Below are 21,021 nucleotides of genomic sequence, written 5' to 3'. Positions count from 1 at the left end.
TTAGATCTCCATCCCGAAGTGCTCGCTGAAACGTACATCGCCCTCGATCATGTCGCGCATGTCGCCGACCTCGTTGCGGAACATGAGGGTGCGCTCGATGCCCATGCCGAAGGCAAAGCCTGAATAAACGTCCGGATCGATGCCGGCGGCGCGGAGCACGTTGGGGTTCACCATGCCGCAGCCGCCCCATTCGATCCAGCCCGGTCCGCCTTTGGCGCCCGGGTGCCAGATGTCCAGTTCGGCGGACGGTTCGGTGAACGGGAAGTAGTTGGGGCGCAGCCGGATCTGGGCCTCGTCGCCGAACATCTGGCGGGCGAAGTGCTCCAGGGTGCCGCGCAGGTCGGCCATGCTGAGCTTCTTGTCGATGGCCAGGCCCTCGAACTGGTGGAACACCGGGGTGTGCGTGGCGTCGAGTTCGTCGGTGCGGAAGACCTTCCCGGGGCACAGCACATAGATCGGCACGTCGCGCTCCAGCATGGAGCGGACCTGCACCGGGGAGGTGTGGGTCCGCATCAGCAGGTGCGCCTCGGGCGGTTCAACGAAGAAGGTGTCCTGCATTTCGCGGGCAGGGTGGTCCGGCTTGAAGTTCAGCGCATCGAAGTTGAACCACTCCGACTCGACCTCGGGACCCTCGGCGATTTCCCAGCCCATGCCCACGAAGATGTCCGAGACGCGGTCCTGCAGCGTGGAGAGCGGGTGCCGCGCACCGGCCCGACGGCGCCGCGGCGCCGCGGTGACGTCGACGGTTTCCTCGACCAGGATGCGGGCGTCGTTTTCCGCTTCCAGTTCGGCAGTCCGGTCCGCGAGCGCCTTGTTGACCCGTCCGCGGGAGGCGCCCATGAGCTTGCCGGCGGCAGCCTTCTGGTCCTTGGGCAGGCCGCCGATTTCGCGGTTGGCCAGGCTCAGCGCGGATTTTTCGCCAGCGTGGGCGAGCCGAACGGCTTTGAGTTCGTCGAGCGTCGAGGCGGCGGCAATCGCGGCGACGGCCTGGTTTACGGCGGCGGTAACGGCGGCTTCATCCAGAGGGTTCGGGACGGCTGCGCCCGGCAAAGTTTCAGTCATCTACTGTTCTTAGCTACGAGTCGGTTCATGCCAACGGCACAGGACCTTCAACAGGAGCGGGGACCAGTGCGTTGACAAAGGGCAGGGCTCGCCAAAATGGTTCCGGCGGGCGCTCCCCTCAGTCTAGTTGAAGGCACTCAGGTGCCCGAACGTGACGGCGCTGCGCCGGCCGCCGCAAGTTCGGCGCCGCTCACGCTACCCTCATCCCGTAGGGCCACCGCCCTTCTGGCTCAGGTCGAAACCGAGCCTGCCAGGAACCTCAAGGAGCCCGCTATGTTGATTGTCGGAGTCGGAGCGTTCGGCCTCGAGGACGGCCGGGCATGAACCTGGCCCCTGAACGAGTCGGCTATGCAGCCGGCGTGGGCTTCATCGTGCTCGGCGGCCTGGTCGCCGCCGTCGCGGGCCCCTTGCACTTCGACCGCGGCAGCTGGCTTGCCGCCTACCTGGTGCTCGTCTGCGGCGTGGCCCAATGCGCCATCAGCGACCAACGCCGGTTCCTCGGTGCGGCACCGCCTCGGCCGGCACCGGGGTGGGCGCTGGTCGGCTGCTGGAACACCGGCAACGCCCTGGTCATCGTCGGAGCGCTCCTTTCCATCCCGCTCATCACAGATGCCGGTGGCCTCCTGCTGGTCGCAGGGCTGGTCCTCGCCGGGGCCCGAACACGGCACGCCCAACGGCCGATCAGGGCCGCACTCCTTCGGGCTTTCTACGTTGTCTTGGTCATAAGTGTCCCCGTCGGACTGGTTCTGAGCCACCTGCGCGCCGCACACCCCTGAGAACCCCACCAGGCAGTCCCTGCGCTCCTGGAGTGTGGATGGCAACGCTATTTCCGTGCCTGCGCCTTCAAAGACGAATGCCGTGCCTGCCGGAGACCGGCCCGCGTCGTATCCCGTGGGCAGCTGCCCCGCTAGCATGGCCTCATGACTCCCGGACAGCGGCTGCGGCAGCTTGCCAACCTGCTGAACGCGTCGACGCCGCTGGGGCTGCTGCTGGCTGCCTGCGCCCGGACCGGGCTCCGCCGCGGCCCGCGCGGCCTGCTCCTGGCCACCGGCTACCGCTGGCGCCTGCCGTTCGCGGCGGCGTTCACCGTGGGCAATGTGGTGCTCTTCCGCGCCGGGCCGGCGGAGGCCCTGGGCAACCCGGAACTGCTGGGCCACGAAGAGCGGCACGCCACCCAGTACGCCTGGTGCCTCGGGGTGCCATTTCTTCCGTTGTACCTCCTGGCGGCGGCCTGGTCCCTGATCCGGACGGGCAACCCCGGATCCGCCAATTTCTTCGAGCGGCACGCCGGACTCCAGGCGGGCGGCTACCCTCCTGCACTGCCGACCCACGAACGGAACGAGGCATAACATGACGGAAAATCCCAGGTCCATCTCGGTGACCGGCTCCGCCACTGCGGAGGCCGCGCCGGACCTGCTGACGCTTTCCCTCGGCGTCGAATGCCGGCGCCCGGGCGTGGACGCGGCGTACCGCGACGCCGCCCGCGCCTCGTCCGCGATCACGGCCGTGCTCCGGGATCACGGCGTCGGAAATCCGGACATCACCACCTCGGGACTGAACGTCCGGGCCGAGGTCAGCTGGCAGGAGGGACGGAGCCACATGGTCTCCGGCTACCTGGCCTCCAGCATGCTCACCGTCCGGCTTCGCGACCTGGCGGCGTCCTCCGGGCTCATTGCGGCTGCCGTCGAGGCCGCCGGGGACGACGCCCGCCTCAACGGACTCGAACTGGGCTTCTCGGATCCTGCTGCGGTCGAAGCCCGCGCCCGGGAGGCCGCCTGGAACAAGGCCCGCGCGGCCGCGGAACAGTTCGCCGCGCTGGCCGGGGCGCGGTTGGGCAGAGCCATCTCCGTTACCCAGCAGCCGGGGACCGCTCAGCCGCTGCCGCTGGCCGCAATGCAGCGCGCCGTGGCGTCCGAGCCGCTGACCGTCGAAGCGGGCGCGGCCGGTATCACCGCGGCCGTTGGGGTTGTCTGGGAACTGCTGGACTGAGCAGTTCCGGCGCCAGTTCCGGCGCCAGGGCCGGCGCTAGTGGCTGGCGCCTGCTGCGAGCTTCAGGTCCGCCGTCGTCGCCAGCGCGGTACGGACGACGACGGCGAGCGCCTGCGTCATGTGCTCCAGCGGCAGGGAGGCCAGGCCGCTCCCCGGCGGGATCTGGTCCGGTGCGTACGGGACGTGGACGAAGCCGCCCCGGGTGCCGGGGCTGAGCCGCAGGGCGTGCATCAGGCCGTAGAAGACGTGGTTGCAGACGTAGGTCCCCGCGGTCTGGGATACCTCCGCCGGAATGCCGGCCGAGCCCAGTGCGGCCAGGGCCGCCTTGACCGGCAGCGTGCTGAAGTAGGCCGCCGGGCCGCCGGGGACCACCGGCTCGTCGACCGGGGCGTTGCCCGCGTTGTCCGGGACCCGCGCGTCGTCGCAGTTGATCGCGATCCGTTCCAGCGAGATTCGGGCCCTGCCCCCCGCCTGGCCCGCGCAGATGACGAGCTCCGGACTGTGCTCGGCCATGGCGGCCTGCAGGACGGCGATGGCGTCCCCGAAGACGCAGGGCAGCTCCACCGCCGCGACCTCGTGCCCCTCGGCTTGAAGCAGGGCCGCGGCCCCGCGCGCCGCCGTCCACGACGGATTGGTGGTTTCGCCGCCAAACGGTTCGAACCCGGTCAGGAGAATCATGGGCCCAGCCTAGCAACGCCGTCTTCTTCAGCCGCCGCCGCCACTTCGACCTGAGGTCCTTGACTTAAGATCGAACATATATTCGAATATAGTCATGAGATGGGACGCGCAGGCACTCAAACCAGCCGATGCCATGACTGGCGAGCCCCCAGCAGGCGGCTCGCCCTCCGGCGCAGGTCCGGCCGCCCCGGCGTTGCTGCCGCTGGCCGGATTGGTGCGCTCCGTCTCCACCCCTGAGTTTGCCGGGGTCACTTTCCATGAGGTCACTGCCAAATCGGTGCTCAACAAGGTGGCCGCCGGTTCCCGGATGCCCTTCGAGTGGACGGTGAACCCGTACCGCGGCTGCAGCCACGCCTGCGTGTACTGCTTCGCCCGCAAGACGCACACCTATCTGGACTTCGACGCCGGCCTGGACTTCGACAGCCAGGTGGTGGTCAAGATCAACGCGGCCGAGGTACTGCGCAAGGAGCTCGCCAAGCCGTCCTGGCAGCGCCACCACGTGGCCCTGGGCACCAACACGGACCCGTACCAGCGCGCCGAGGGTCGGTACCAGCTGATGCCCGGCATCATTGGCGCCCTGGCCGACTCCGGCACTCCCCTGTCCATCCTGACCAAGGGCACGCTGCTGGCCCGCGACATCCCGCTGCTCAAGCACGCGGCCACCCAGGTCCCCGTGGGGGTGGGGATATCGCTGGCGATGACTGACGAAGGGCTCTCCGAGGCGGTGGAGCCGGGGACTCCCGGACCGCGGGCACGGCTGAAGCTCGTGTCCCGGCTGCGTGAGGCAGGGCTTCCCTGCGGCGTGATGGCGATGCCGATCCTGCCCTGGCTCTCTGACTCCGACGAAGCATTGGATTCCCTCTTCGGCTCGCTGGCCGCCGCCGGCGCCACCGGTGTCACAGCCGGGGCGCTCTACCTCAAGCCTGGAACCCGCGACTGGTTCATGCAGTGGATTGCCAAGGAGCACCCGCAGCTTGCCGGCAAGTACCGCCGGCTGTACGGCGGCGGCTCCTATGCCTCCAAGGAGTACCGGGCCTGGCTGGCCGGCCGGATCCGGTTCTTCAAGGCCCGGCACGGCTTCCTGGGCTCCGCGGGCTTCAGCCACCGCGATCTGAACGACGATCCGCGCGAGGAGGAGGCCCAGTACCCGGCGGGCAGCATTCCGGGTCCGGCCGCGCGGCGGAGCGCCGGGGACCATGCCGGGCAGGGCGCCGGCGTTCCCGCGGCGCAACCCACCTTGTTCTGACCGCCCCACTCCCCGGGCCAAGGGGGCTTGTGCCCGCTTCAGAGGACCTTGACGGCGCCCAGGACCCGCGAAAGGGACTCTTTCGCATCGCCGAACAGAAGCGTGGTCCTGGGGTCGTGCAGCAATTCGTTGTCGATACCGGCAAAACCCGGACGCATCGAGCGCTTGAGGAACACCACCTGCCGGGCCTGCACCACGTCCAGGATCGGCATCCCATAAATGGGTGAGCCCGGCGAAGACTTCGCCGCGGGATTGACGACATCGTTGGCACCCACCACCAGGACGATGTCAGTGTTGGCGAACTCCGGATTGACCTCGTCAAGTTCCCGCAGCGACTCGTAGGGCACGTTCGCCTCGGCCAGCAGCACGTTCATGTGCCCTGGCATCCGGCCGGCGACAGGATGGATCGCGAACACCACGTCGATTCCCCTGGCCATCAAGGCGGTGGCAAGCTCGGCCACCGCGTGCTGGCCCTGCGCAACCGCCAGGCCGTAGCCGGGCACAATCACCACCCGCTGCGCGTAGCCGAGCTCGACGGCGATGTCCTCGGGCGAGGACGAACGCACCGGCCGGTCGCTGACCGCAGTCGAGCCCGCGGTGGAACCGCCGCGGAACGCGCCGAACAGAATGCCGGCCACCCCCCGGCCCATCGCGGCGGCCATGACCTTGGTCAGGATGGTTCCGCTGGCACCTACCAGCGTGCCGGCCACGAGCAGGAGCACATTGCCCAGCACGATCCCGGATGCTGCCACGGCAAGGCCGGTGAAGGCGTTCAACAGCGAGATGACGATCGGCACGTCGGCACCGCCCACCGGCAGCACCAGCAGCAGCCCGGCGGCGAGGCCGAGGACCAGCAGCGCGCCGGCCCAGCCGGCGGACCCCGTCCACACCACGACCCCGCCGGCCGCCACCGCAGCTGCCAGGACCAGGACCATCACGGCAGCCATGCCACGGAAGATCAGCGGGCGGGTCCCGATCAGTTCCTGCAGCTTCCCCACCGTGACGGCCGAGCCGGCGAAGGACACCGCCCCGACCAGCATGGTGAAGACCACCGCCAGCCGGACCCAGGAATCCCCGCTGTGCCCGAGCTCCAGGACCGCCACCAGCGCGGCCGCACCGCCGCCGACCCCGTTGAACAAGGCCACCAGCTGCGGCATCTGGGTCATCTGCACGCGCCGGGCGACCGGAACTGCGAGAGCGGTTCCGACGGCAATGGCGGCCAGGATCAGCGGAATGTTCTCCAGCCGCGCGGAGAGGAACACGGTCACGACGGCCACCGCGGCACCGGCGGCGCCAATGGCGTTTCCACGCCGGGCCGTCCGGGGAGAGCTGAGGCCCTTCAGCGCCAGGATGAAGCACACCGCCGCCACGAGGTAGAGCAGCGCGGTCCAGGCGGGGGCGAGGATGCTCACGGGCGCCCCTCCCCTGCCCGGCCGGAGACTTCCGATGCGCCGGCCGGGGTGCCGGGACCGTCCGCCCGGTACGCGCCGGCTGCTTTCCGCGGGCCGAACATTTCCAGCATCCGGTCGGTGACCACAAAGCCGCCCACCAGGTTGACGGTCGCGAGGGCCACCGCCAGCAGGGCGACGGCCAGCAGCCAGGGGTCTTCGGCCTGGCCCGCCACGATGACCGCCCCGACCAGAATGATGCCATGGATCGCATTGGCCCCGGACATCAGCGGCGTGTGCAGCTTGCTGGTGACCTTGGAGACGACTTCAAAGCCGACGAAGATGGCAAGCACCACCACCGTGAGTAACGTGACCGCGTCCATTAGTTGTGCGCCTCCATCGCTGCGGCCGTGCCGGCGTGCCGGACGGCTCCGTCGCGGGTCAGACAGGCCCCGGCGACGACGTCGTCGTCGAAGTCGGGTGCCACCGTGCCCTCCGTGGTCATCAGGGCGAGCAGATTGGCGACGTTTTTGGCGTACAGGCGGGACGCGTCGGAGGCGAGGGCCGACGCCGCGTCCTGCATCCCCACCACGGTGACGGCGCCGCCGGGGACCGGCACCAGGACGTCCCGGCCGGCGACGGCGCCCTCGACGTTGCCGCCGGACTCGGCGGCCAGGTCCACGACGACGGAACCGGCCCGCATGCCGGCCACCATGGCGGAGGTGACCAGCAGCGGCGCGGCCCGGCCCGGGATCGCCGCCGTCGTGATGAGCACATCCGCGGCCGCCACATGGGGGGCCAGCAGCTCCCGCTGCCGGGCGGCGCGGTCCTGGCCGAGCTCCCGGGCGTAGCCGCCGCTGCCTTCGGCAGGGGCGTCGAGCTCGAGGTTGATGAACGTCCCGCCCAGGGAAGCCACCTCGTCGGCGGAGGCGGCGCGGATGTCGTTCGCGCTGACCCGGGCACCCAGGCGTTTGGCGGTGCCGATCGCCTGAAGCCCCGCGACGCCGGCGCCCAGGACCAGCACCCTGGCCGGCGGGATGGTTCCCGCCGCGGTCATGTAGAGCGGGAAGAACCGCGGGTAGCGCAGCGCGGCTTCCAACACGGCCCGGTAGCCGGCGACCAAGGCCTGGGAGCTGAGCGCATCCATGGATTGGGCGCGGGAGATCCGCGGGACGAGTTCCAGGGCGAAGGACGTCACCCCGGCAGCGGCCAGGGCCCCGACCGTCTGCAGCTCCGATGCCGGGGAGGCAAAACCAAGGGTGATGGTGCCGGGTGCCAGCGCGGCGGCAATCTCCGGGGTCAGCGGCCGGACGTGCAGCAGGACGTCGACGGCATCGAGGGCCAGCTCCGGGACGAGGCGCGCACCAGCAGCTTCATAATCTGCGTCGCCGTAGCCGGATGCGACCCCGGCACCGCATTCCACGACCAGCGCCAGTCCGAGGCCACCCAGTTGCCGCACCGTCTCCGGCGTCGCCGCCACCCGCCGCTCCCCCGCACATTGTTCCCGCCTGACCCCGACCTGCACGCCCAGCTCCTCCCAGTTGGGCCCAGCGTAGACACACGGGGCTCAGTTTGGCGAGGGTTCCGCCGCCACGGCCGCCAGCAGGGCCTCGACGATGGGAAGGTCCGCCGGGATCCAGGGCAGGCCCAGGACCTCCGCGGGGTCCGCCAGCGCGACCCAGCGCAGCTCATCGTGATCCTCCAACGGCTGGGGGGTGCCGCCCGCCAGCTCGGCGAACCAGACCCGCATCGCCGCCCGGCCGTTGAGCGGCCAGCCCGTCGGGGATTCGGCGGGCAGTTCGGGACCCAGCCGGACCTCGACGCCGAGTTCTTCCAGCAGCTCGCGGTGCAGGGCCCGCTCCGGGGCCTCGCCCGGATCGACCTTGCCGCCGGGGAACTCCCACATGCCGGCAAACTGCGGCGGGGCCGTGCGCCTCGCAACAAGGAGGGTCCGGGGGTCGGCCAGGGAATCCACGACGGCGCCGCCGACAACGCTGATCAGTTCAGTCACGTCCCCAGTCTAGGAGTCGCTCGGGACAGGCGATAATAGGAAGAGAACCGGAGCGCCGGCACCTGACGCCCGCGGCGCCACATGCCCGCTTCTTACCAATCCAGAAGACTGCCCTGTTGTGTTGCCTTCTCCCGGCCCTGCCGGTTAATCCCCCGAAAAGCAGACGGATGACCATCACCAAAGACGCCCCCGCAACGGCAAGACTTAACGCCCGCCAGCTCGCCCTCGCCATCGTCTCGCTGGCGATGGGCGGATTCGGGATCGGCACCACGGAGTTCACCATGATGGGCCTGCTCCGGGAGGTGGAGCAAGGACTCGGCATCGGCACCCCCGAGGCGGGCCACCTGATCTCCGCCTATGCGCTGGGCGTTGTGGTGGGCGCTCCGTTGCTGGCGGCGGTCGGGGCAAAACTGCCGCGCAAGCATCTCGCGCTCGGTCTGATGCTGTTCTTCAGCCTCACCAACCTCAGCTCCTTCATCGCTCCGGACTACGGCACCATGCTCGTCTCACGCTTCGCCGCGGGGCTGCCGCACGGCGCCTTCTTCGGAGTCGCCGCGGTGATTGCCGCGTCCCTGGTCGCCCCGACCAAACGTGGCTGGGCGATTTCGATGGTGATGGCCGGGCTTACCGTCGCCAACGTCGTCGGGGTGCCGTTCGGGACCTGGCTGGGCCAGAGCTTCGGCTGGCGTCTGCTCTTCCTGCTGGTGGGCCTGATCGGCCTGGTCACCCTGGCGATGCTGTGGAAGTTCGTTCCGTACCAGAAGCCGCATGCCGACGCCAGCATCCGCCGGGAGTTGGCGGCCCTGAAACGGCTCCAGGTCTGGCTCGCAGTCCTGATCGGTGTGGTGGGCTTCGGTGGGTTTTTCGCCACCTACACGTACATCGCCCACACCATGACGTCGGTGGCCGGCATCCCCGCGGAATGGCTGCCGCTCGTCGTCGCGCTGTATGGGGTGGGGATGGTCGTGGGCAACATTGTCGGCGGCCGGATCGCGGACAAGTCCGTCATGGGCACCATCTACTGGGTCCTACCCGGGGTGGCCGTTGCGCTGGTGGTGTACGCCGTCGCCGTGCACTGGCCCTGGTCCGCGTACGTCATGGTCTTCGTCGTCGGCGCTGCCGGGTCCATGTTGATCCCGGCGCTGCAGACCCGCCTTCTCGATGCGTCCCCGGGCGCGCCTTCGCTGGCGTCCTCCCTGAACCATGCGGCCCTGAACGTCGCCAACGCACTCGGCGCCTTCCTCGGCGGCCTGGTCATTGCCTGGGGCTGGGGCTACGTTGCCCCGGCACTGGTCGGCGCCGGGCTGGCAGTCCTGGGCCTCGGTGTGGCGCTGCTCAGCGGGGCGGTGGAACGCCGGAGGCCGCTGGCTCCGTAGCCCGGCCCCCACCGCCTACCGGACGCCGGCGCCCTCCAGGTCGGGTTCCAGGTAGATGACCCGCGCCGTGGGCACGGCCGCGCGGATCCGCACTTCGGCGCTGTCGATCGCCGCGGCGATCTCCCGGCCGGTGTCCGCGGCGCCGACGCTGATTTTGGCGGCGACCAGCAGTTCCTCGGGACCCAGGTGCATGGTCTTCAGGTGGATGAGATGCGTGCCGTCGGACTCGATGGCGCCGCGGATCTTGGCCACGTCAGCCTTGCTGGCGGATTCGCCGAGCAGCAGGGACTTGGTCTCCACCGCCAGCACCGCGGCGATCGCCACCAACAGCAGGCCGATCATGCCGGTGCCCAGGGCATCCCAGATCCCGTTGCCGGTGATCAGCGTCAGGCCCACGCCAAAGAGCGCAAAGACCAGGCCCAGGAGCGCACCGAAGTCCTCCAGCAGGATGACCGGCAGTTCGGGCTGCTTGGCGTTGCGGATGAACTGGACCCAGCTCTGCTTGCCGCGCAGGGGGTTGGATTCCCGGATCGCGGTCCGGAACGAGAACGACTCGGCGGCGATGGCGCCAAGAAGCACCGCCAGCGGCACCCACCAGAAGTCCCCCTCGATGCCGTGCGGGTGCTGGAGCTTGCCCCACGCCTCATACAGGGCGAACAAGCCGCCGACGCTGAAAAGCACAATCGACACGATGAAGGCGTAGATGTAGCGCTCCCGGCCGTAGCCGAACGGGTGCTCCGGGCTCGCTTCCTTCTTGGCGCGCTTGCCGCCGACCAGCAGCAGCAACTGGTTGCCGGAGTCGGCCACCGAGTGGATAGCCTCCGCCAGCATGGACGAGGACTGCGTCAGGATGAACGCGACGAACTTCAGGACAGCGATCCCCAGGTTGGCGGACAGCGCCGCCACGATCGCCTTGGTACCGCCGTTTGCAGCCAAGAGGGGTGCTCCTTTGGAGGGTCTTCGAAGATGGCCGCGGACGCCGCCGGATTCCCGGGTCCGCAAGGAATACGGTACCCGTTCCGGGGCCGCAGCGCGCACCGGAACCGACCCGTCCGCGGACCCTTCCGGGCCGGTTTTCCGGCCGGTTCGGGGCCGGTTCGGGGCCGGTTTCCAGCCAGGTAACGATTGAGGGTGATGTTGCTGACATGGGCCAACGCCTGTGTTAGCTTGAAGCCATAATCGGAATTCCTCAGGGGGATGCCGACGAATATGTAGGAGGAGACATGGGCTTTCTAGGCTGGATCATTCTCGGACTCATAGTAGGCGCAATCGTTAAGGCAGTCATGCCCGGCAGGGTCGGGGGCGGCTGGGTCACCAGCCTCATCCTCGGCGTCGTCGGAGCGATTGTCGGCGGCTGGATCGGCGACCTGCTCTTCGGCGGCGGCAAGATGGAATTCTGGAACCTCGGTTCCTGGATCCTGGCCATTGTCGGCGGCCTCGTCGTGGCCGGCATCTACGGCGCCGTCACCGGGCGCAACCGGACCACATAACGCTCCCAAGCACCGCCCCGGCAGCAGTGCCGCAACGGTGAAGGAACGACGGCGGGGGCCCACCGAAAGGCGGGCCCCCGCCTTTCGTTGTTTCGGCCCTCGACTGTCCTAGACCGCGCGTTGCTGGGCCCGGGCACTGGCGTACAGGCACACCGAGGCGGCGGTGCCCAGGTTCAGGCTCTCGGCCGCGCCGTAGACCGGCACGGCGACCCGGTGGTCGGCCACGGCCAGCTCTTCCTCGGCCAGGCCCTGGGCTTCGTTGCCGAACAGCCACGCCGTGGGTTCTTCCAGGCGGTACTCCTGCTCGGCGGCTGCTGCGCCGAGCCGCCGCGCGGCGCTGCTGTCCTGGAGCTCATCGAGGTTCAGCGAACCGTAGCCGTCGGCTGCCAGCAAGCCGATGCCGCGTTCCTTGCACCGGGCGGCCACCTCCGCCACGTCAGCGCCGAGGACGATCGGCAGATGGAAGAGGGACCCCGCCGTCGACCGCACTGCCTTCGGATTGTAGATATCGACGCTGGACCCGGTCAGGATGACCGCGTCGGCGCCGGCAGCGTCGGCCGCGCGCAGCACCGTCCCGGCATTGCCCGGGTCCCGGACCTGGCACAGGACCGCCACCAGCCGCGGGCCCCGGTCCAGCACCTGCTCGAGGCTGACATCCAGGAAGCGGCAGACAGCCAGGATGCCCTGAGGGGTGACGGTGTCCGCCATCGCCGCGAGGACTTCATCAGTGGCCAGGTACGCGGCGGTGCCCTCCGCGAGTGCTTCCAGCTCCGGGTGCCGGTCCAGGCAGCTCTCGCTGGCGTACACCTCGTCGACGATGCCCGGCTCCCCCGCGGCGATCCGCTGCTGATGCAGTTTCAGCGCCTCCCGCACGGCCTGCGGTCCTTCGGCGAGGAACTCGTGCCGCTTTAAACGGGCCGGGCGCCCGGCAAGCTGTGCCACCTTCCTCACCCGATCGGCTCGGGGGTTGGAAAGCGGAAAGTCTTGCGGGCGCCCGGTCTCGTTCATATAAGAACCTTAGTTGCTCCTGCGAGCGGTTCCTGAACGGGGCAGCTTGTGAACTGCGCTACTACTCGGCGGCAGCGGCGGCCGGCTTCTTGGCCGGAGCCTTCTTGGCGGCCTTCGGAGCCGGCGCGGCGGCAGCGGCGGCCGGCGCGGAGGTGTCGGCGGGCAGCGAGTCCTTGGCGATCTGGACCAGCGCGGCGAAGGCGTTGGCGTCCGAGACGGCCAGTTCGGCGAGCATGCGGCGGTCAACCTCGACCTCGGCGGCCTTCAGGCCCTGGATCAGGCGGTTGTAGGTCAGGCCGTTGGCGCGGGAGGCAGCGTTGATGCGCTGGATCCAGAGGCGGCGGAAGTCGCCCTTCTTCTTCTTGCGGTCGCCGTAGCTGTACACGAACGAGTGCAGCAGCTGTTCCTTCGCCTTGCGGTACAAGCGTGAACGCTGTCCGCGGTAGCCCTTTGCGCGTTCGAGGATAACCCTGCGCTTCTTGTGGGCGTTGACCGCCCTCTTCACACGTGCCACGTGCGTACTCCTTCGAAAATTCTGATCCCAAGCATCTACTGCCGGTCGCCCGGCTGGCCTGAGAAGCCGTTTGGTAGTGGATCACCGCCGGCTGGCAGCGATCCGAGAACTTGGAACTTAGATGCCGAGCATCTTCCGGATGACCTTGGCGTCGCCCTTGAAGACGATCCGGTCGCCGGCGAGGCGGCGGGTCAGCCTGGAGGACTTGTGCTCGAGGTAGTGCCGGCGGTTGGCCTGCTGACGGCGCAGCTTGCCGGTGCCGGTCAGCTTGAATCGCTTCTTAGCACCGCTGTGGGTCTTCATCTTCGGCATGGGAACCGATCTCCTTACGTATCCGCAGGCTAGGCCTGCAGTCTTTCGTGCAGCCACCCCTGCGGGAGGCGTGCTGGTTGCCTGCTGCCGGACATTGCTGTCCGGCAGCCGTGAACTAGTTGGTCTTCTTGCTGCCCGGCTTCGGAGCTGCCTTAGGGGCAGCCGGCCGTGCCGCAGGCTTCGGTGCCGCCGGCCGGGCAACCGGCTTGGGCGCCGCAACCGGCTTCGGAGCAGGCTTGTCGGCGGCCGGGGCCGGTGCCGCGGCAGGTGCCTTCGGCGCGGCAGCCTTCGGCGCCTCCTGCTTCGGGGCGGCCTTCGGCGCGGCAGCCTTGGGAGCCTCGGCCTTGGGCGCTTCCTGCTTCGGAGCGGCCTTCGGCGCGGCAGCCTTGGGAGCCTCCTGCTTAGGAACCTCGGCCTTGGGCGCTTCCTGCTTCGGAGCGGCCTTCGGCGCGGCAGCCTTCGGAGCCTCAGCCTGGGGGGCTTCAGCCTTCGGAGCTTCCTGCTTGGGCTCCTGTGCAGCTGCGGCCGTCTCCGCCGGAACCTGTGCGGTCACGGCAGCTTCGGGCGTAGCGGCCTCGACGGCGGGAGCTTCCGCTTCCGGCGCTTCAGCCTGGGAGCCGAAGCCCTCCGGGAGCAGCCCGGCGAGGGACTGGGTCAGCGGGGCGCCGGCACCGGAGGTGTCGACGCGGCCTGCGGCCTTGGCGTCGTTTTCAGCCTTCGCTTCGGCCCGCTGCGTTGCGCGGCGCGCCTCTGCCTTGGCTTCGGCCTTGTTCTTCAGCGGGCCGACGACCATGACCATGTTGCGGCCGTCGATGCGTGGGCTGGACTCCACGACACCGACCTCTGCGACGTCCTCGGCGAAGCGCTGGAGCAGTCGGATGCCCATTTCGGGGCGCTGCTGCTCACGGCCGCGGAACTGGATCATGGCCTTGACCTTGTCGCCGGCGCCGAGGAAGCGGAGCGCGTGGCCGCGCTTGGTCTCGTAGTCGTGCTTGTCGATCTTCAGCCGGAAACGGATTTCCTTCAGAACCGTGTTGGTCTGGTTCTTCCGGGCCTCGCGCGCCTTGACCGCAGCCTCGTACTTGTACTTGCCGAAGTCCATCAGCTTGCACACCGGAGGCTTGGCCTGCGGTGCAACTTCAACGAGATCAAGGTCGGACTCGGCAGCCAAACGCAGGGCATCCTCAATGCGGACGACTCCTACCTGTTCGCCTGCAGGGCCGACCAGCCGCACCTCGGGGACGCGGATACGCTCATTGATTCTTGGCTCGCTAATGTTAAAGCTCCTGTGTTCGTGAGGGGTAGTCCACCGGCAAATGAAGAAGGCCCTCAATCGCCGGAGCAATCGAAGGCCTCAAAGATCGGGTCTGCCGGTCCCGCGAGGGGACGGCATGCACTTCCGCGGACTGTACGCCCGGGAATGCCCGACCAAGTACCCGGCAACCTTGATTCCGGTGGGGAACCGTGGCGGCTGACGCGGGTGGGAGAGAACTCCGCTTGCAAACTGAAAACAATTCTACCGAATAAGTCCCGGTCAACCGCAAGCGCAACATACTTGTTGCGTCTCGCGGCCTCAGCACGGGGCGTCAGGCAAAAAATAACGACATCCAGTTGGTCTGTGACAAGCTTACCAGCATGAGCACTTCAGACAGTAATTCACACGTTTACCAGCCCGCCGGCGCAGCGGCGGATGTAAATCAGCAGATCCGCGACATCTCCGAGGTCCCCGCGATCGAGGTCATCACCACCGCGGCCGTTCACCTCATGAGCGCTGCAGCGGTCAAGCTCGGCCTGGCGGCCGAGGACAACGCCGAAGAACTCAAGGACTTGGACGAGGCCCGCAAGCTGATCACTGCCCTGGCCGGCCTGGTGACTGCAGCCGCACCCGAAATCGGTTCCCAGCATGCCGGGCCCTTGCGCGACGGCCTGCGGTCGCTGCAGCTGGCCTTCCGCGAGGAGTCGGTGATCCCGGACGCCCCCGGCAAGGGCCCGGGCGAGAAGTACACCGGCGCGGTTAACTAGCCAACCCGCCGCGGCTCGCCGGCACCGGCGAGCCGCAGCGCCACACCCTAGGCCGCCGCGAGCCGGCTCCGGCGGCGGCGCTGCAGCACCAGGCACACCAGGCAGAGCACGGTGCCGGCTGCACCGACCGAGGCAAAGCCGGCCCCCGCGCCCACCCCGTCGATGAAGAGGCCGGCCAGCGGCGCACCAAGCGCCACCCCGCCGGTCAGCGCAGATCCGTACCAGCCCATCGCCTCTCCGCGGCGGGACTCCTCCACCAGCTCCGCCACCCGTTCGGAAGCCGCGGAGAGGACCGGAGCGCACAGCAGGCCTGGCAGCAACGACAGCAGCGCCAGGGTCAAGGTGTCCTGGGCCAGGCCCATCGGAATGGTCAGGACGGCCATTCCCAGCAGCAGCAGAATGGGTGACACCGGCCGGTGCATGGCCCCGTAAACCAGGCCGCCCAGCACCGACGCGCCGCACCAGCAGAGGAAGACCAGGCCGATCTCGGTTTGGTGCCCGCCGGTCTGGAGGACGGCGACAATCCCGACGTCGCTGCCGCTGAGCACCATGCCGGCCCCGGCCGCGACTGCGAAGACGGCAGCCACGGCGGCCGTCAACCAGGTGAAACTGTGGACAACCTTGTGGCGCAGGCCGAGCCGGGCCCGGCGGCGCTGTTCGGCGGCCGCCAGCGGCACCAACTCGGCGGCCGCCTCCTGCACGCTCGCCGGAGCCGTCGCCACGATCGCCGCCTCGGCACTTTCCTGCTGGGACGCCTCGAACCCTGGATCCGGTGCCACGCCGGGCACGGCGCTGCGGGTCGGCGGGTTGATCCACATCAGGAACAGCCCCGAGAACGAGGTGGCGGCCCCCACCACCGTCAGTCCCAGCACGGAAAAGCCCGCGGTGGCGACGATGGCACCCACCGCGGGTCCGATCATGAAGACCAGTTCGGTGCTGATCGAGTCCAGCGCGAAGGCGGTTCGGCGCTGCTCGCCGCTGGCGAGGATTCCGAGCGACTGCCGCACGACGCTGAAAATCGGCAGCGTCAGCAGGCCGCCGACGAAGACCAACGGCAGCAGCAGCTGGTAGCTGACGTGCGGAACGATCGACCAGATGACCGTCTCGGAAACCACGGAGGGAATGAGCGCCCGGCGCAGCCCCACGGTGTCGACGCGCCTTCCCCGCCAGGGGGCGCCTACGGCAATACCGATGGTCATGACGGCGGCGGCCGCACCGGCCGCGGCGTAGCCCTGGCCGAGAGTCAGGACGATATGCAAAGTCAACAGCACACCGGCGGCGGAGTGCGGGATGCGGGCGACCATGCCGACAAGCAGCAGGTTCCGGATGGGCCTGACAGCCAGCAGGTCCCGGTAAAGCGCGAAATTCACGAAACAGTGGTCCTCTTGTGTGCTTTCGGTCGGCAGCACCGGGAGGCCAGGGCCCCGCCGCCGGCTAGGCTGCCGCGCGCTGCAACTTGATTTCTATCGAGTCAACCCGTTCCACGAAGGTCTCATTCCGGGCCCAGGCATCGTTGAGGCCGGCGACGATGGACTGCACCGCCGCGGCATCCAGCCCGTCCTCAAGGTACAGCACCAACCGCAGTTCCGGTCCGGTGCCGCCGCCGGCGAGCCGCCGGCCGCCGGCCTGCACCGAGGCAACTCCCCCGCCGGGCTGGATTTCAACGCGCCGGAGGGCAGGAAATCCGGCCGCGGCGGCTCCGGCGGCCGCCGCCACTTCGGGGTCGGCATAGCTCGGCGTCCAGTGCTGTTGCCGGGCCAGGGCCCACACGGCCGGCCGTCGCACCACGAAGGTGGTGTCCGCGCCGGGGTCCAGCACCAGCAGTTCCGCATTTTCGGCCACTGCGGACAGCGCAGCCCGCGGGGCGTACACCGCGACCGGGCGCGCCTCTGCATGCCAGGCGGCGAGGGCAGCGGCGGAACTGAACACCGGCAGGGCGGTCCGGCCGTCGGAGGACCGGAGGGTCACGAGGGCCATGTCTGCCTGTTTATCCCCGTGCAGTTCCTGACCGTCCGCCCCAAGGACGGCCGCGGCCTCCTCGGCGAGTTGGGCCAGGACGGGTACGAACACGCGGGCGGTGGCCAGCGCCGCCACGACCGCTGCTTCGTCGCCGGTGCCGGCGCCGAGGGCCGCGAGGGCGGCGACGTAGCCGGCGTCGGGGGCGCCGTCGTCGTCCTCAAAGTTGTGGATGTTCGCATGGTCGCCGCTGAGGCTGCGGCCGGCCCAGGGCTGCCCTGCAGAGTCAGTGGCGCCGCCGGCGCCGGCCAGGGCCGCCTCGATGTGGCCCGGAAGGCGGCGTCCGTGCTGCGGGCTGCTGTGTCCCATGGCGCCGGCCTTTAGCGGCGGCCGGCGACGTCGAGGGCTTCGGGAAGGGTGAAGTTGCCGTTGTAGAGCGCCTTGCCCACGATCGCGCCTTCGACGCCCAGCGGCACCAGGGAGCGCAGGACCCGCAGGTCCTCCAGGCTGGAGATGCCGCCCGAGGCCACCACGGGCTTTCCGGTTTTTTCCACCATCTGCCGCAGGAGCTCAACGTTGGGGCCCTGCAGCGTGCCGTCCTTGGTGACGTCGGTGACAACGTAGCGGGCGCAGCCGGCTTCCTCCAGCCGGCCGAGGACATCCCACAGGTCCCCGCCCTCCTTGGTCCAGCCTCGGCCGGCCAGGGTGGTGCCCCGGACGTCGAGCCCGACGGCGATCTTGTCGCCGAAACGTTCGATGACGCGGGCGGTCCATTCCGGGTTCTCCAGCGCCGCGGTGCCCAGGTTGACCCGGGCCACGCCCAGGTCCAGGGCCTTTTCAAGCGACTCGTCGTCGCGCAGGCCGCCGGAGAGTTCGACCCTGATGTCGAGCCGGCCGACCACTTCGCGCAGCAGTTCCGCGTTGGAGCCTCGGCCGAAGGCTGCGTCCAGGTCCACCAGGTGGACCCATTCGGCGCCCTGCTCCTGCCAGTTCAGCGCAGCTTCCAGTGGCGTGCCGTAGCTCGTTTCGCTGCCGGCCTCGCCCTGGACCAGGCGCACGGCCTGCCCGTTGACGACGTCGACGGCGGGAAGCAGCTCGAGTGCGGGGTGCGGGGTTTCGGTGGTCATCGTAGGGTCCTCACAGTATTGGAGCGGTCAGACAGAGCAGGTCGGGGCGCCGGCTCAGTTGCCCGGCAGGGTCAGCAGATAGGCAGCCAGCAGCGACATCCCGGCCAGCAGGTAGAAGGCAACCTGGACCCAGAGCGGGCTTTTTTGCTGCCGGAAGGACAGGGCGCCGCCAACCAGCAGGCCGGCGAGGCCCATCAGGACCAGGGACCACATCTAGGCAGTCTCGGAGCCGGGCACGGAGGCGGCACCGGCGGCCGTGCCGCCACGCAGGCCCTGCACCCAGTTGCGGAGCAGGCGTGCGCCGGCGTCACCGGACTTTTCCGGATGGAACTGCGTGGCGCACAGCGGACCGTTCTCCACCGCCGCGATGAACGGTCCGCCGTGCTCGGACCAGGTGACCAGCGGGGCCGCCATCCGCGGCGCGATCACGTCAAAGTCCCAGTGCTGCACGCCGTAGGAGTGGACAAAGTAGAACCGTTCATTTTCGACGCCCGCGAACAGCCGGGAACCTTCCGGAACGCGGACCGTGTTCCAGCCCATGTGCGGCACGACCTCGGCGGGCAGGCGCTCGACTGTGCCGGGCCATTCGCCGATGCCTTCGGTGACGGTGCCGTGCTCCACGCCGGCTTCGAAAAGGACCTGCAGCCCGACGCAGATGGCGAGCACAGGCCGGCCGCCGGCGACGCGGCGGCCGATCATCCTGATGGCGTCCACCGACTGGAGTTCATTCATCACCGTTTCGAAGGCGCCGACGCCGGGCACGACGAGGCCGTCAGCGTTCAGGACGTCCTCGGGCCGGGCGCTGAGGATGACCTCGGCGCCGGCGCGTTCGAGCGCGCGCACCGCGGAGCGGACGTTGCCGGACCCGTAGTCGAGCACGGTTACCGTGGGCTTGCCCTCGGGCGAGGCCGGCTTCCGGGTCGCGTGTGGGTCGATAACGGCGCCGTCCCGCAGTTCCTGGCCGGTCACAGCGCGCCCTTCGTGGAGGGGATCCCCTCGACCCGGGGGTCCGGCTCTACGGCTGCCCGGAGGGCCCGGGAAAAGGCCTTGAACTGGGCTTCGACGATGTGGTGCGGGTCGCGGCCGGCCGTGACGTTCATGTGCAGGCAGATGCCGGCGTGCAGTGTGATGGCTTCGAAGACGTGGCGCGTCAGGGAACCGGTGAAGTGGCCGCCGATCAGGTGGTATTCCTGGCCGGCCGGTTCGCCGGAGTGAACCAGGTAGGGCCGGCCGGAGACGTCGACGACGGCGTGCGCGAGGGCTTCATCGAGCGGAATCGAGGCCTGGCCAAAGCGACGGATTCCGGCTTTGTTGCCCAGCGCCGTCCGGAGGACCTCGCCGAAGGTGATGGCCACGTCCTCCACGGTGTGGTGGACGTCGATGTGGGTATCGCCGGTGGCCTTGACGGTCATGTCGATCAGGGAGTGCTTGCTCAGGGCCGTCAGCATGTGGTCGTAGAACGGCACCGAGGTGCTGATGTCGGAGACGCCGGTGCCGTCAAGGTCGATCTCGACCAGCACGGAGGACTCGCTGGTGGTCCGCTCCAGGCGTGCGGTGCGGGTCCTGGCCGCGGCAGATCCGGTGTTGCTCATGTGGGGTTGTCCTTTGGAAGAAGGCGGGCGCCCGCCGAACGGGGCGTGCAGGGTCCAGGGTTAAGTCTAGGCGGACTGTACATCCCGGCCGGCCAGGATCCGTTCGAGGGCGTGCAGAAACGCTGTGGTTTCGGTCTCAGTACCGGCGGTGACCCGCAGGTGGCCGGGGATGCCGACGTCGCGGATGAGCACTCCGGCCTCCAGCAGGGCCTGCCAGACCTCGTGCGGATTCTCCAGGCCGCCAAAGAAGACGTAGTTGGAATCGGAGGCGGCCGGTTTCAGCCCCAACCGGGTCAGCTCCGAGACAATCCGGTCCCGCTGGCGCTTGATGTCCTCGACGTCTGCCATCAGCGCGACGCGGTGGCGCAACGCTGCCAGGGCGGTGGCCTGGGTAATGGCAGACAGGTGGTACGGCAGCCGGACCAGGCGAAGGGCGTCGGTGACTTCCGGCGCTGCCGCCATGTAGCCCAGCCGCGCGCCGGCGAGGGCGAATGCCTTGCTCATGGTGCGCGAGACGATCAACCGTTCCCGGCCCGGCAGCAGCGTCAGCGCGCTGGGGGTGCCGTCGTGGGCGAACTCGTGGTAGGCCTCATCCACGATCACGATCGTCTGGCTGGCCTCACCCGCCTCGTAGACAGCCTCGACGACGTCGATGCCCAGGCCGGTGCCGGTGGGATTGTTCGGCGAGCAGAGGAAGACAACGTTGGGTTTAAGCTCGCGCACCTGGCGTGCCGCCGACTCCGCGCTCAGCCCGTAGTCGTCGCCGCGGACACCGACGATGTATTCGGTGTCCGTGCCCGCGGCCAGCAGCGGGTACATCGAGTAGGTCGGAGGGAATCCGAGAGCCGTGCGCCCGGGGCCGCCGAAGGCCTGCAGAATCTGCTGCAGGACTTCATTGGACCCGTTGGCTGCCCAGAGGTTCTCGGCGCCCAGCCCGTGGCCCAGATACTCCGCCAGCGCCTCGCGCAGGTCGGTGAACTCCCGGTCCGGGTACCGGTTCAGGCCGGCGGCGGCTTCCGTCACCGCCTCGGCGATGGCTGCACGGACGTCCGCGGGGACGCCATGCGTGTTTTCGTTGACGTTCAGCAGGATGGGGACATTCAGCTGGGGGGCGCCGTAGGGCCGCAGCCCCCGCAGATTGGTCCGGAGGGGCAGTCGGTTGAGGCGCTCAAGCTGGTCGGTCACCTGTCCAGTTTAAGTGAGGCGGGCCCCGGACCTGAAACTGTGACCACGGGCGGGCCTTTACGGTG

25 protein-coding genes are annotated in these 21,021 nt (G+C 69.1%); 7 read left to right on the top strand and 18 right to left on the bottom strand.

The window, feature by feature from the left end:
- The gene (gene pheS, locus AC3ANP_RS11960; RefSeq protein ID WP_488330397.1) at positions 1 to 1,062 is read right to left on the bottom strand and encodes a phenylalanine--tRNA ligase subunit alpha; all 1,062 of its coding nucleotides are present in this window, start codon (positions 1,060 to 1,062) and stop codon (positions 1 to 3) included.
- A gap of 320 nt (positions 1,063 to 1,382) precedes the next feature.
- Here pheS and AC3ANP_RS11955 point away from each other — a divergent pair, with 320 nt between their 5' ends.
- The 3 genes from AC3ANP_RS11955 to AC3ANP_RS11945 all read left to right on the top strand — a co-directional run bounded on the left by AC3ANP_RS11955 (position 1,383) and on the right by AC3ANP_RS11945 (position 3,051).
- Positions 1,383 to 1,838, top strand: a complete 456-nt coding sequence (locus AC3ANP_RS11955) for a hypothetical protein (protein ID WP_488330396.1) — start codon at positions 1,383 to 1,385, stop codon at positions 1,836 to 1,838.
- 144 nt (positions 1,839 to 1,982) lie between these two features.
- Positions 1,983 to 2,411: a hypothetical protein gene (locus tag AC3ANP_RS11950; RefSeq protein ID WP_488330395.1), complete on the top strand. Its 429-nt coding sequence runs from the start codon at positions 1,983 to 1,985 to the stop codon at positions 2,409 to 2,411.
- Position 2,412: 1 nt separating this feature from the next.
- Positions 2,413 to 3,051, top strand: a complete 639-nt coding sequence (locus AC3ANP_RS11945; protein ID WP_488330394.1) for an SIMPL domain-containing protein — start codon at positions 2,413 to 2,415, stop codon at positions 3,049 to 3,051.
- Between the two features lie 36 nt (positions 3,052 to 3,087).
- Here the strand turns inward: AC3ANP_RS11945 and pcp are convergent, their stop codons facing one another.
- Complete coding sequence (gene pcp / locus AC3ANP_RS11940) at positions 3,088 to 3,729, bottom strand: pyroglutamyl-peptidase I (RefSeq protein WP_488330393.1); 642 nt, start codon at positions 3,727 to 3,729, stop codon at positions 3,088 to 3,090.
- Positions 3,730 to 3,823: 94 nt separating this feature from the next.
- On the opposite strand from pcp, the gene AC3ANP_RS11935 reads away from it, so the two are divergent.
- The gene (locus tag AC3ANP_RS11935; RefSeq protein ID WP_488330392.1) at positions 3,824 to 4,975 is read left to right on the top strand and encodes an Rv2578c family radical SAM protein; all 1,152 of its coding nucleotides are present in this window, start codon (positions 3,824 to 3,826) and stop codon (positions 4,973 to 4,975) included.
- A gap of 38 nt (positions 4,976 to 5,013) precedes the next feature.
- On the opposite strand, the gene AC3ANP_RS11930 is transcribed toward AC3ANP_RS11935, so the two are convergent.
- The 4 genes from AC3ANP_RS11930 to AC3ANP_RS11915 are packed head-to-tail and all read right to left on the bottom strand — an operon-like array spanning position 5,014 to position 8,374.
- A complete protein-coding gene (locus tag AC3ANP_RS11930) occupies positions 5,014 to 6,387 on the bottom strand; it encodes an NAD(P)(+) transhydrogenase (Re/Si-specific) subunit beta (RefSeq protein ID WP_488330391.1) in 1,374 nt (457 codons plus the stop codon).
- Positions 6,384 to 6,746, bottom strand: a complete 363-nt coding sequence (locus AC3ANP_RS11925) for an NAD(P) transhydrogenase subunit alpha part 2 (RefSeq protein ID WP_488330390.1) — start codon at positions 6,744 to 6,746, stop codon at positions 6,384 to 6,386. Before AC3ANP_RS11925 ends, AC3ANP_RS11930 begins: the two co-directional genes overlap by 4 nt.
- Positions 6,746 to 7,888, bottom strand: coding sequence for a Re/Si-specific NAD(P)(+) transhydrogenase subunit alpha (locus tag AC3ANP_RS11920; protein WP_488330389.1), 1,143 nt, complete (start codon positions 7,886 to 7,888; stop codon positions 6,746 to 6,748). The genes AC3ANP_RS11925 and AC3ANP_RS11920 overlap by 1 nt, the downstream gene beginning before the upstream one ends.
- Before the next feature lie 42 nt (positions 7,889 to 7,930).
- Positions 7,931 to 8,374 carry a (deoxy)nucleoside triphosphate pyrophosphohydrolase gene (locus tag AC3ANP_RS11915; protein ID WP_488330388.1) on the bottom strand — a complete coding sequence of 148 codons (444 nt, stop codon included), beginning with the start codon at positions 8,372 to 8,374 and terminating at the stop codon, positions 7,931 to 7,933.
- Between the two features lie 167 nt (positions 8,375 to 8,541).
- On the opposite strand from AC3ANP_RS11915, the gene AC3ANP_RS11910 reads away from it, so the two are divergent.
- Positions 8,542 to 9,750, top strand: coding sequence for an MFS transporter (locus AC3ANP_RS11910; RefSeq protein ID WP_488330387.1), 1,209 nt, complete (start codon positions 8,542 to 8,544; stop codon positions 9,748 to 9,750).
- A 15-nt stretch (positions 9,751 to 9,765) separates the two neighbouring features.
- Here AC3ANP_RS11910 and AC3ANP_RS11905 read toward each other — a convergent pair whose 3' ends face one another.
- Positions 9,766 to 10,686, bottom strand: a complete 921-nt coding sequence (locus AC3ANP_RS11905; protein ID WP_488330386.1) for a cation diffusion facilitator family transporter — start codon at positions 10,684 to 10,686, stop codon at positions 9,766 to 9,768.
- A 287-nt stretch (positions 10,687 to 10,973) separates the two neighbouring features.
- Between AC3ANP_RS11905 and AC3ANP_RS11900 the strand changes: the two genes are divergently transcribed.
- A complete protein-coding gene (locus AC3ANP_RS11900) occupies positions 10,974 to 11,240 on the top strand; it encodes a GlsB/YeaQ/YmgE family stress response membrane protein (RefSeq protein ID WP_488330385.1) in 267 nt (88 codons plus the stop codon).
- Positions 11,241 to 11,348: 108 nt separating this feature from the next.
- Here the strand turns inward: AC3ANP_RS11900 and AC3ANP_RS11895 are convergent, their stop codons facing one another.
- The 4 genes from AC3ANP_RS11895 to infC all read right to left on the bottom strand — a co-directional run bounded on the left by AC3ANP_RS11895 (position 11,349) and on the right by infC (position 14,407).
- A complete protein-coding gene (locus tag AC3ANP_RS11895) occupies positions 11,349 to 12,248 on the bottom strand; it encodes a TrmH family RNA methyltransferase (protein WP_488330384.1) in 900 nt (299 codons plus the stop codon).
- 61 nt (positions 12,249 to 12,309) lie between these two features.
- Positions 12,310 to 12,762 (bottom strand): 50S ribosomal protein L20, encoded by a 453-nt coding sequence (gene rplT, locus AC3ANP_RS11890; RefSeq protein WP_488330383.1) that lies wholly within the window; start codon positions 12,760 to 12,762, stop codon positions 12,310 to 12,312.
- A gap of 117 nt (positions 12,763 to 12,879) precedes the next feature.
- Positions 12,880 to 13,074 (bottom strand): 50S ribosomal protein L35, encoded by a 195-nt coding sequence (rpmI, locus tag AC3ANP_RS11885; RefSeq protein WP_488330382.1) that lies wholly within the window; start codon positions 13,072 to 13,074, stop codon positions 12,880 to 12,882.
- Between the two features lie 115 nt (positions 13,075 to 13,189).
- Positions 13,190 to 14,407, bottom strand: coding sequence for a translation initiation factor IF-3 (infC, locus tag AC3ANP_RS11880; protein ID WP_488330381.1), 1,218 nt, complete (start codon positions 14,405 to 14,407; stop codon positions 13,190 to 13,192).
- Positions 14,408 to 14,709: 302 nt separating this feature from the next.
- On the opposite strand from infC, the gene AC3ANP_RS11875 reads away from it, so the two are divergent.
- A complete protein-coding gene (locus AC3ANP_RS11875) occupies positions 14,710 to 15,096 on the top strand; it encodes a DUF1844 domain-containing protein (RefSeq protein WP_488330380.1) in 387 nt (128 codons plus the stop codon).
- A 47-nt stretch (positions 15,097 to 15,143) separates the two neighbouring features.
- On the opposite strand, the gene AC3ANP_RS11870 is transcribed toward AC3ANP_RS11875, so the two are convergent.
- From AC3ANP_RS11870 to AC3ANP_RS11840, 7 genes are all read right to left on the bottom strand, one after another.
- Positions 15,144 to 16,466 carry an MFS transporter gene (locus AC3ANP_RS11870; protein ID WP_488330379.1) on the bottom strand — a complete coding sequence of 441 codons (1,323 nt, stop codon included), beginning with the start codon at positions 16,464 to 16,466 and terminating at the stop codon, positions 15,144 to 15,146.
- Positions 16,467 to 16,530: 64 nt separating this feature from the next.
- Positions 16,531 to 17,421: an SseB family protein gene (locus AC3ANP_RS11865; RefSeq protein ID WP_488330378.1), complete on the bottom strand. Its 891-nt coding sequence runs from the start codon at positions 17,419 to 17,421 to the stop codon at positions 16,531 to 16,533.
- Positions 17,422 to 17,432: 11 nt separating this feature from the next.
- Positions 17,433 to 18,179: a bifunctional 1-(5-phosphoribosyl)-5-((5-phosphoribosylamino)methylideneamino)imidazole-4-carboxamide isomerase/phosphoribosylanthranilate isomerase PriA gene (priA, locus tag AC3ANP_RS11860; protein ID WP_488330377.1), complete on the bottom strand. Its 747-nt coding sequence runs from the start codon at positions 18,177 to 18,179 to the stop codon at positions 17,433 to 17,435.
- Positions 18,180 to 18,233: 54 nt separating this feature from the next.
- Positions 18,234 to 18,392, bottom strand: coding sequence for a hypothetical protein (locus AC3ANP_RS11855; protein ID WP_488330376.1), 159 nt, complete (start codon positions 18,390 to 18,392; stop codon positions 18,234 to 18,236).
- Positions 18,393 to 19,148, bottom strand: a complete 756-nt coding sequence (gene hisH, locus AC3ANP_RS11850) for an imidazole glycerol phosphate synthase subunit HisH (protein ID WP_488330375.1) — start codon at positions 19,146 to 19,148, stop codon at positions 18,393 to 18,395.
- A complete protein-coding gene (gene hisB / locus AC3ANP_RS11845; protein WP_488330374.1) occupies positions 19,145 to 19,771 on the bottom strand; it encodes an imidazoleglycerol-phosphate dehydratase HisB in 627 nt (208 codons plus the stop codon). Before hisB ends, hisH begins: the two co-directional genes overlap by 4 nt.
- A 66-nt stretch (positions 19,772 to 19,837) precedes the next feature.
- Entirely contained in the window at positions 19,838 to 20,956 is a 1,119-nt protein-coding gene (locus AC3ANP_RS11840) for a histidinol-phosphate transaminase (RefSeq protein ID WP_488330373.1), read from the bottom strand.
- Positions 20,957 to 21,021 lie beyond the last annotated feature (65 nt).

The sequence above is a fragment of the Arthrobacter sp. JB02-1C genome (assembly GCF_057748045.1).
The sequence above is the reverse complement of the archived record's forward strand: the minus strand, read 5'-3'. Positions and strand labels throughout refer to the sequence as shown.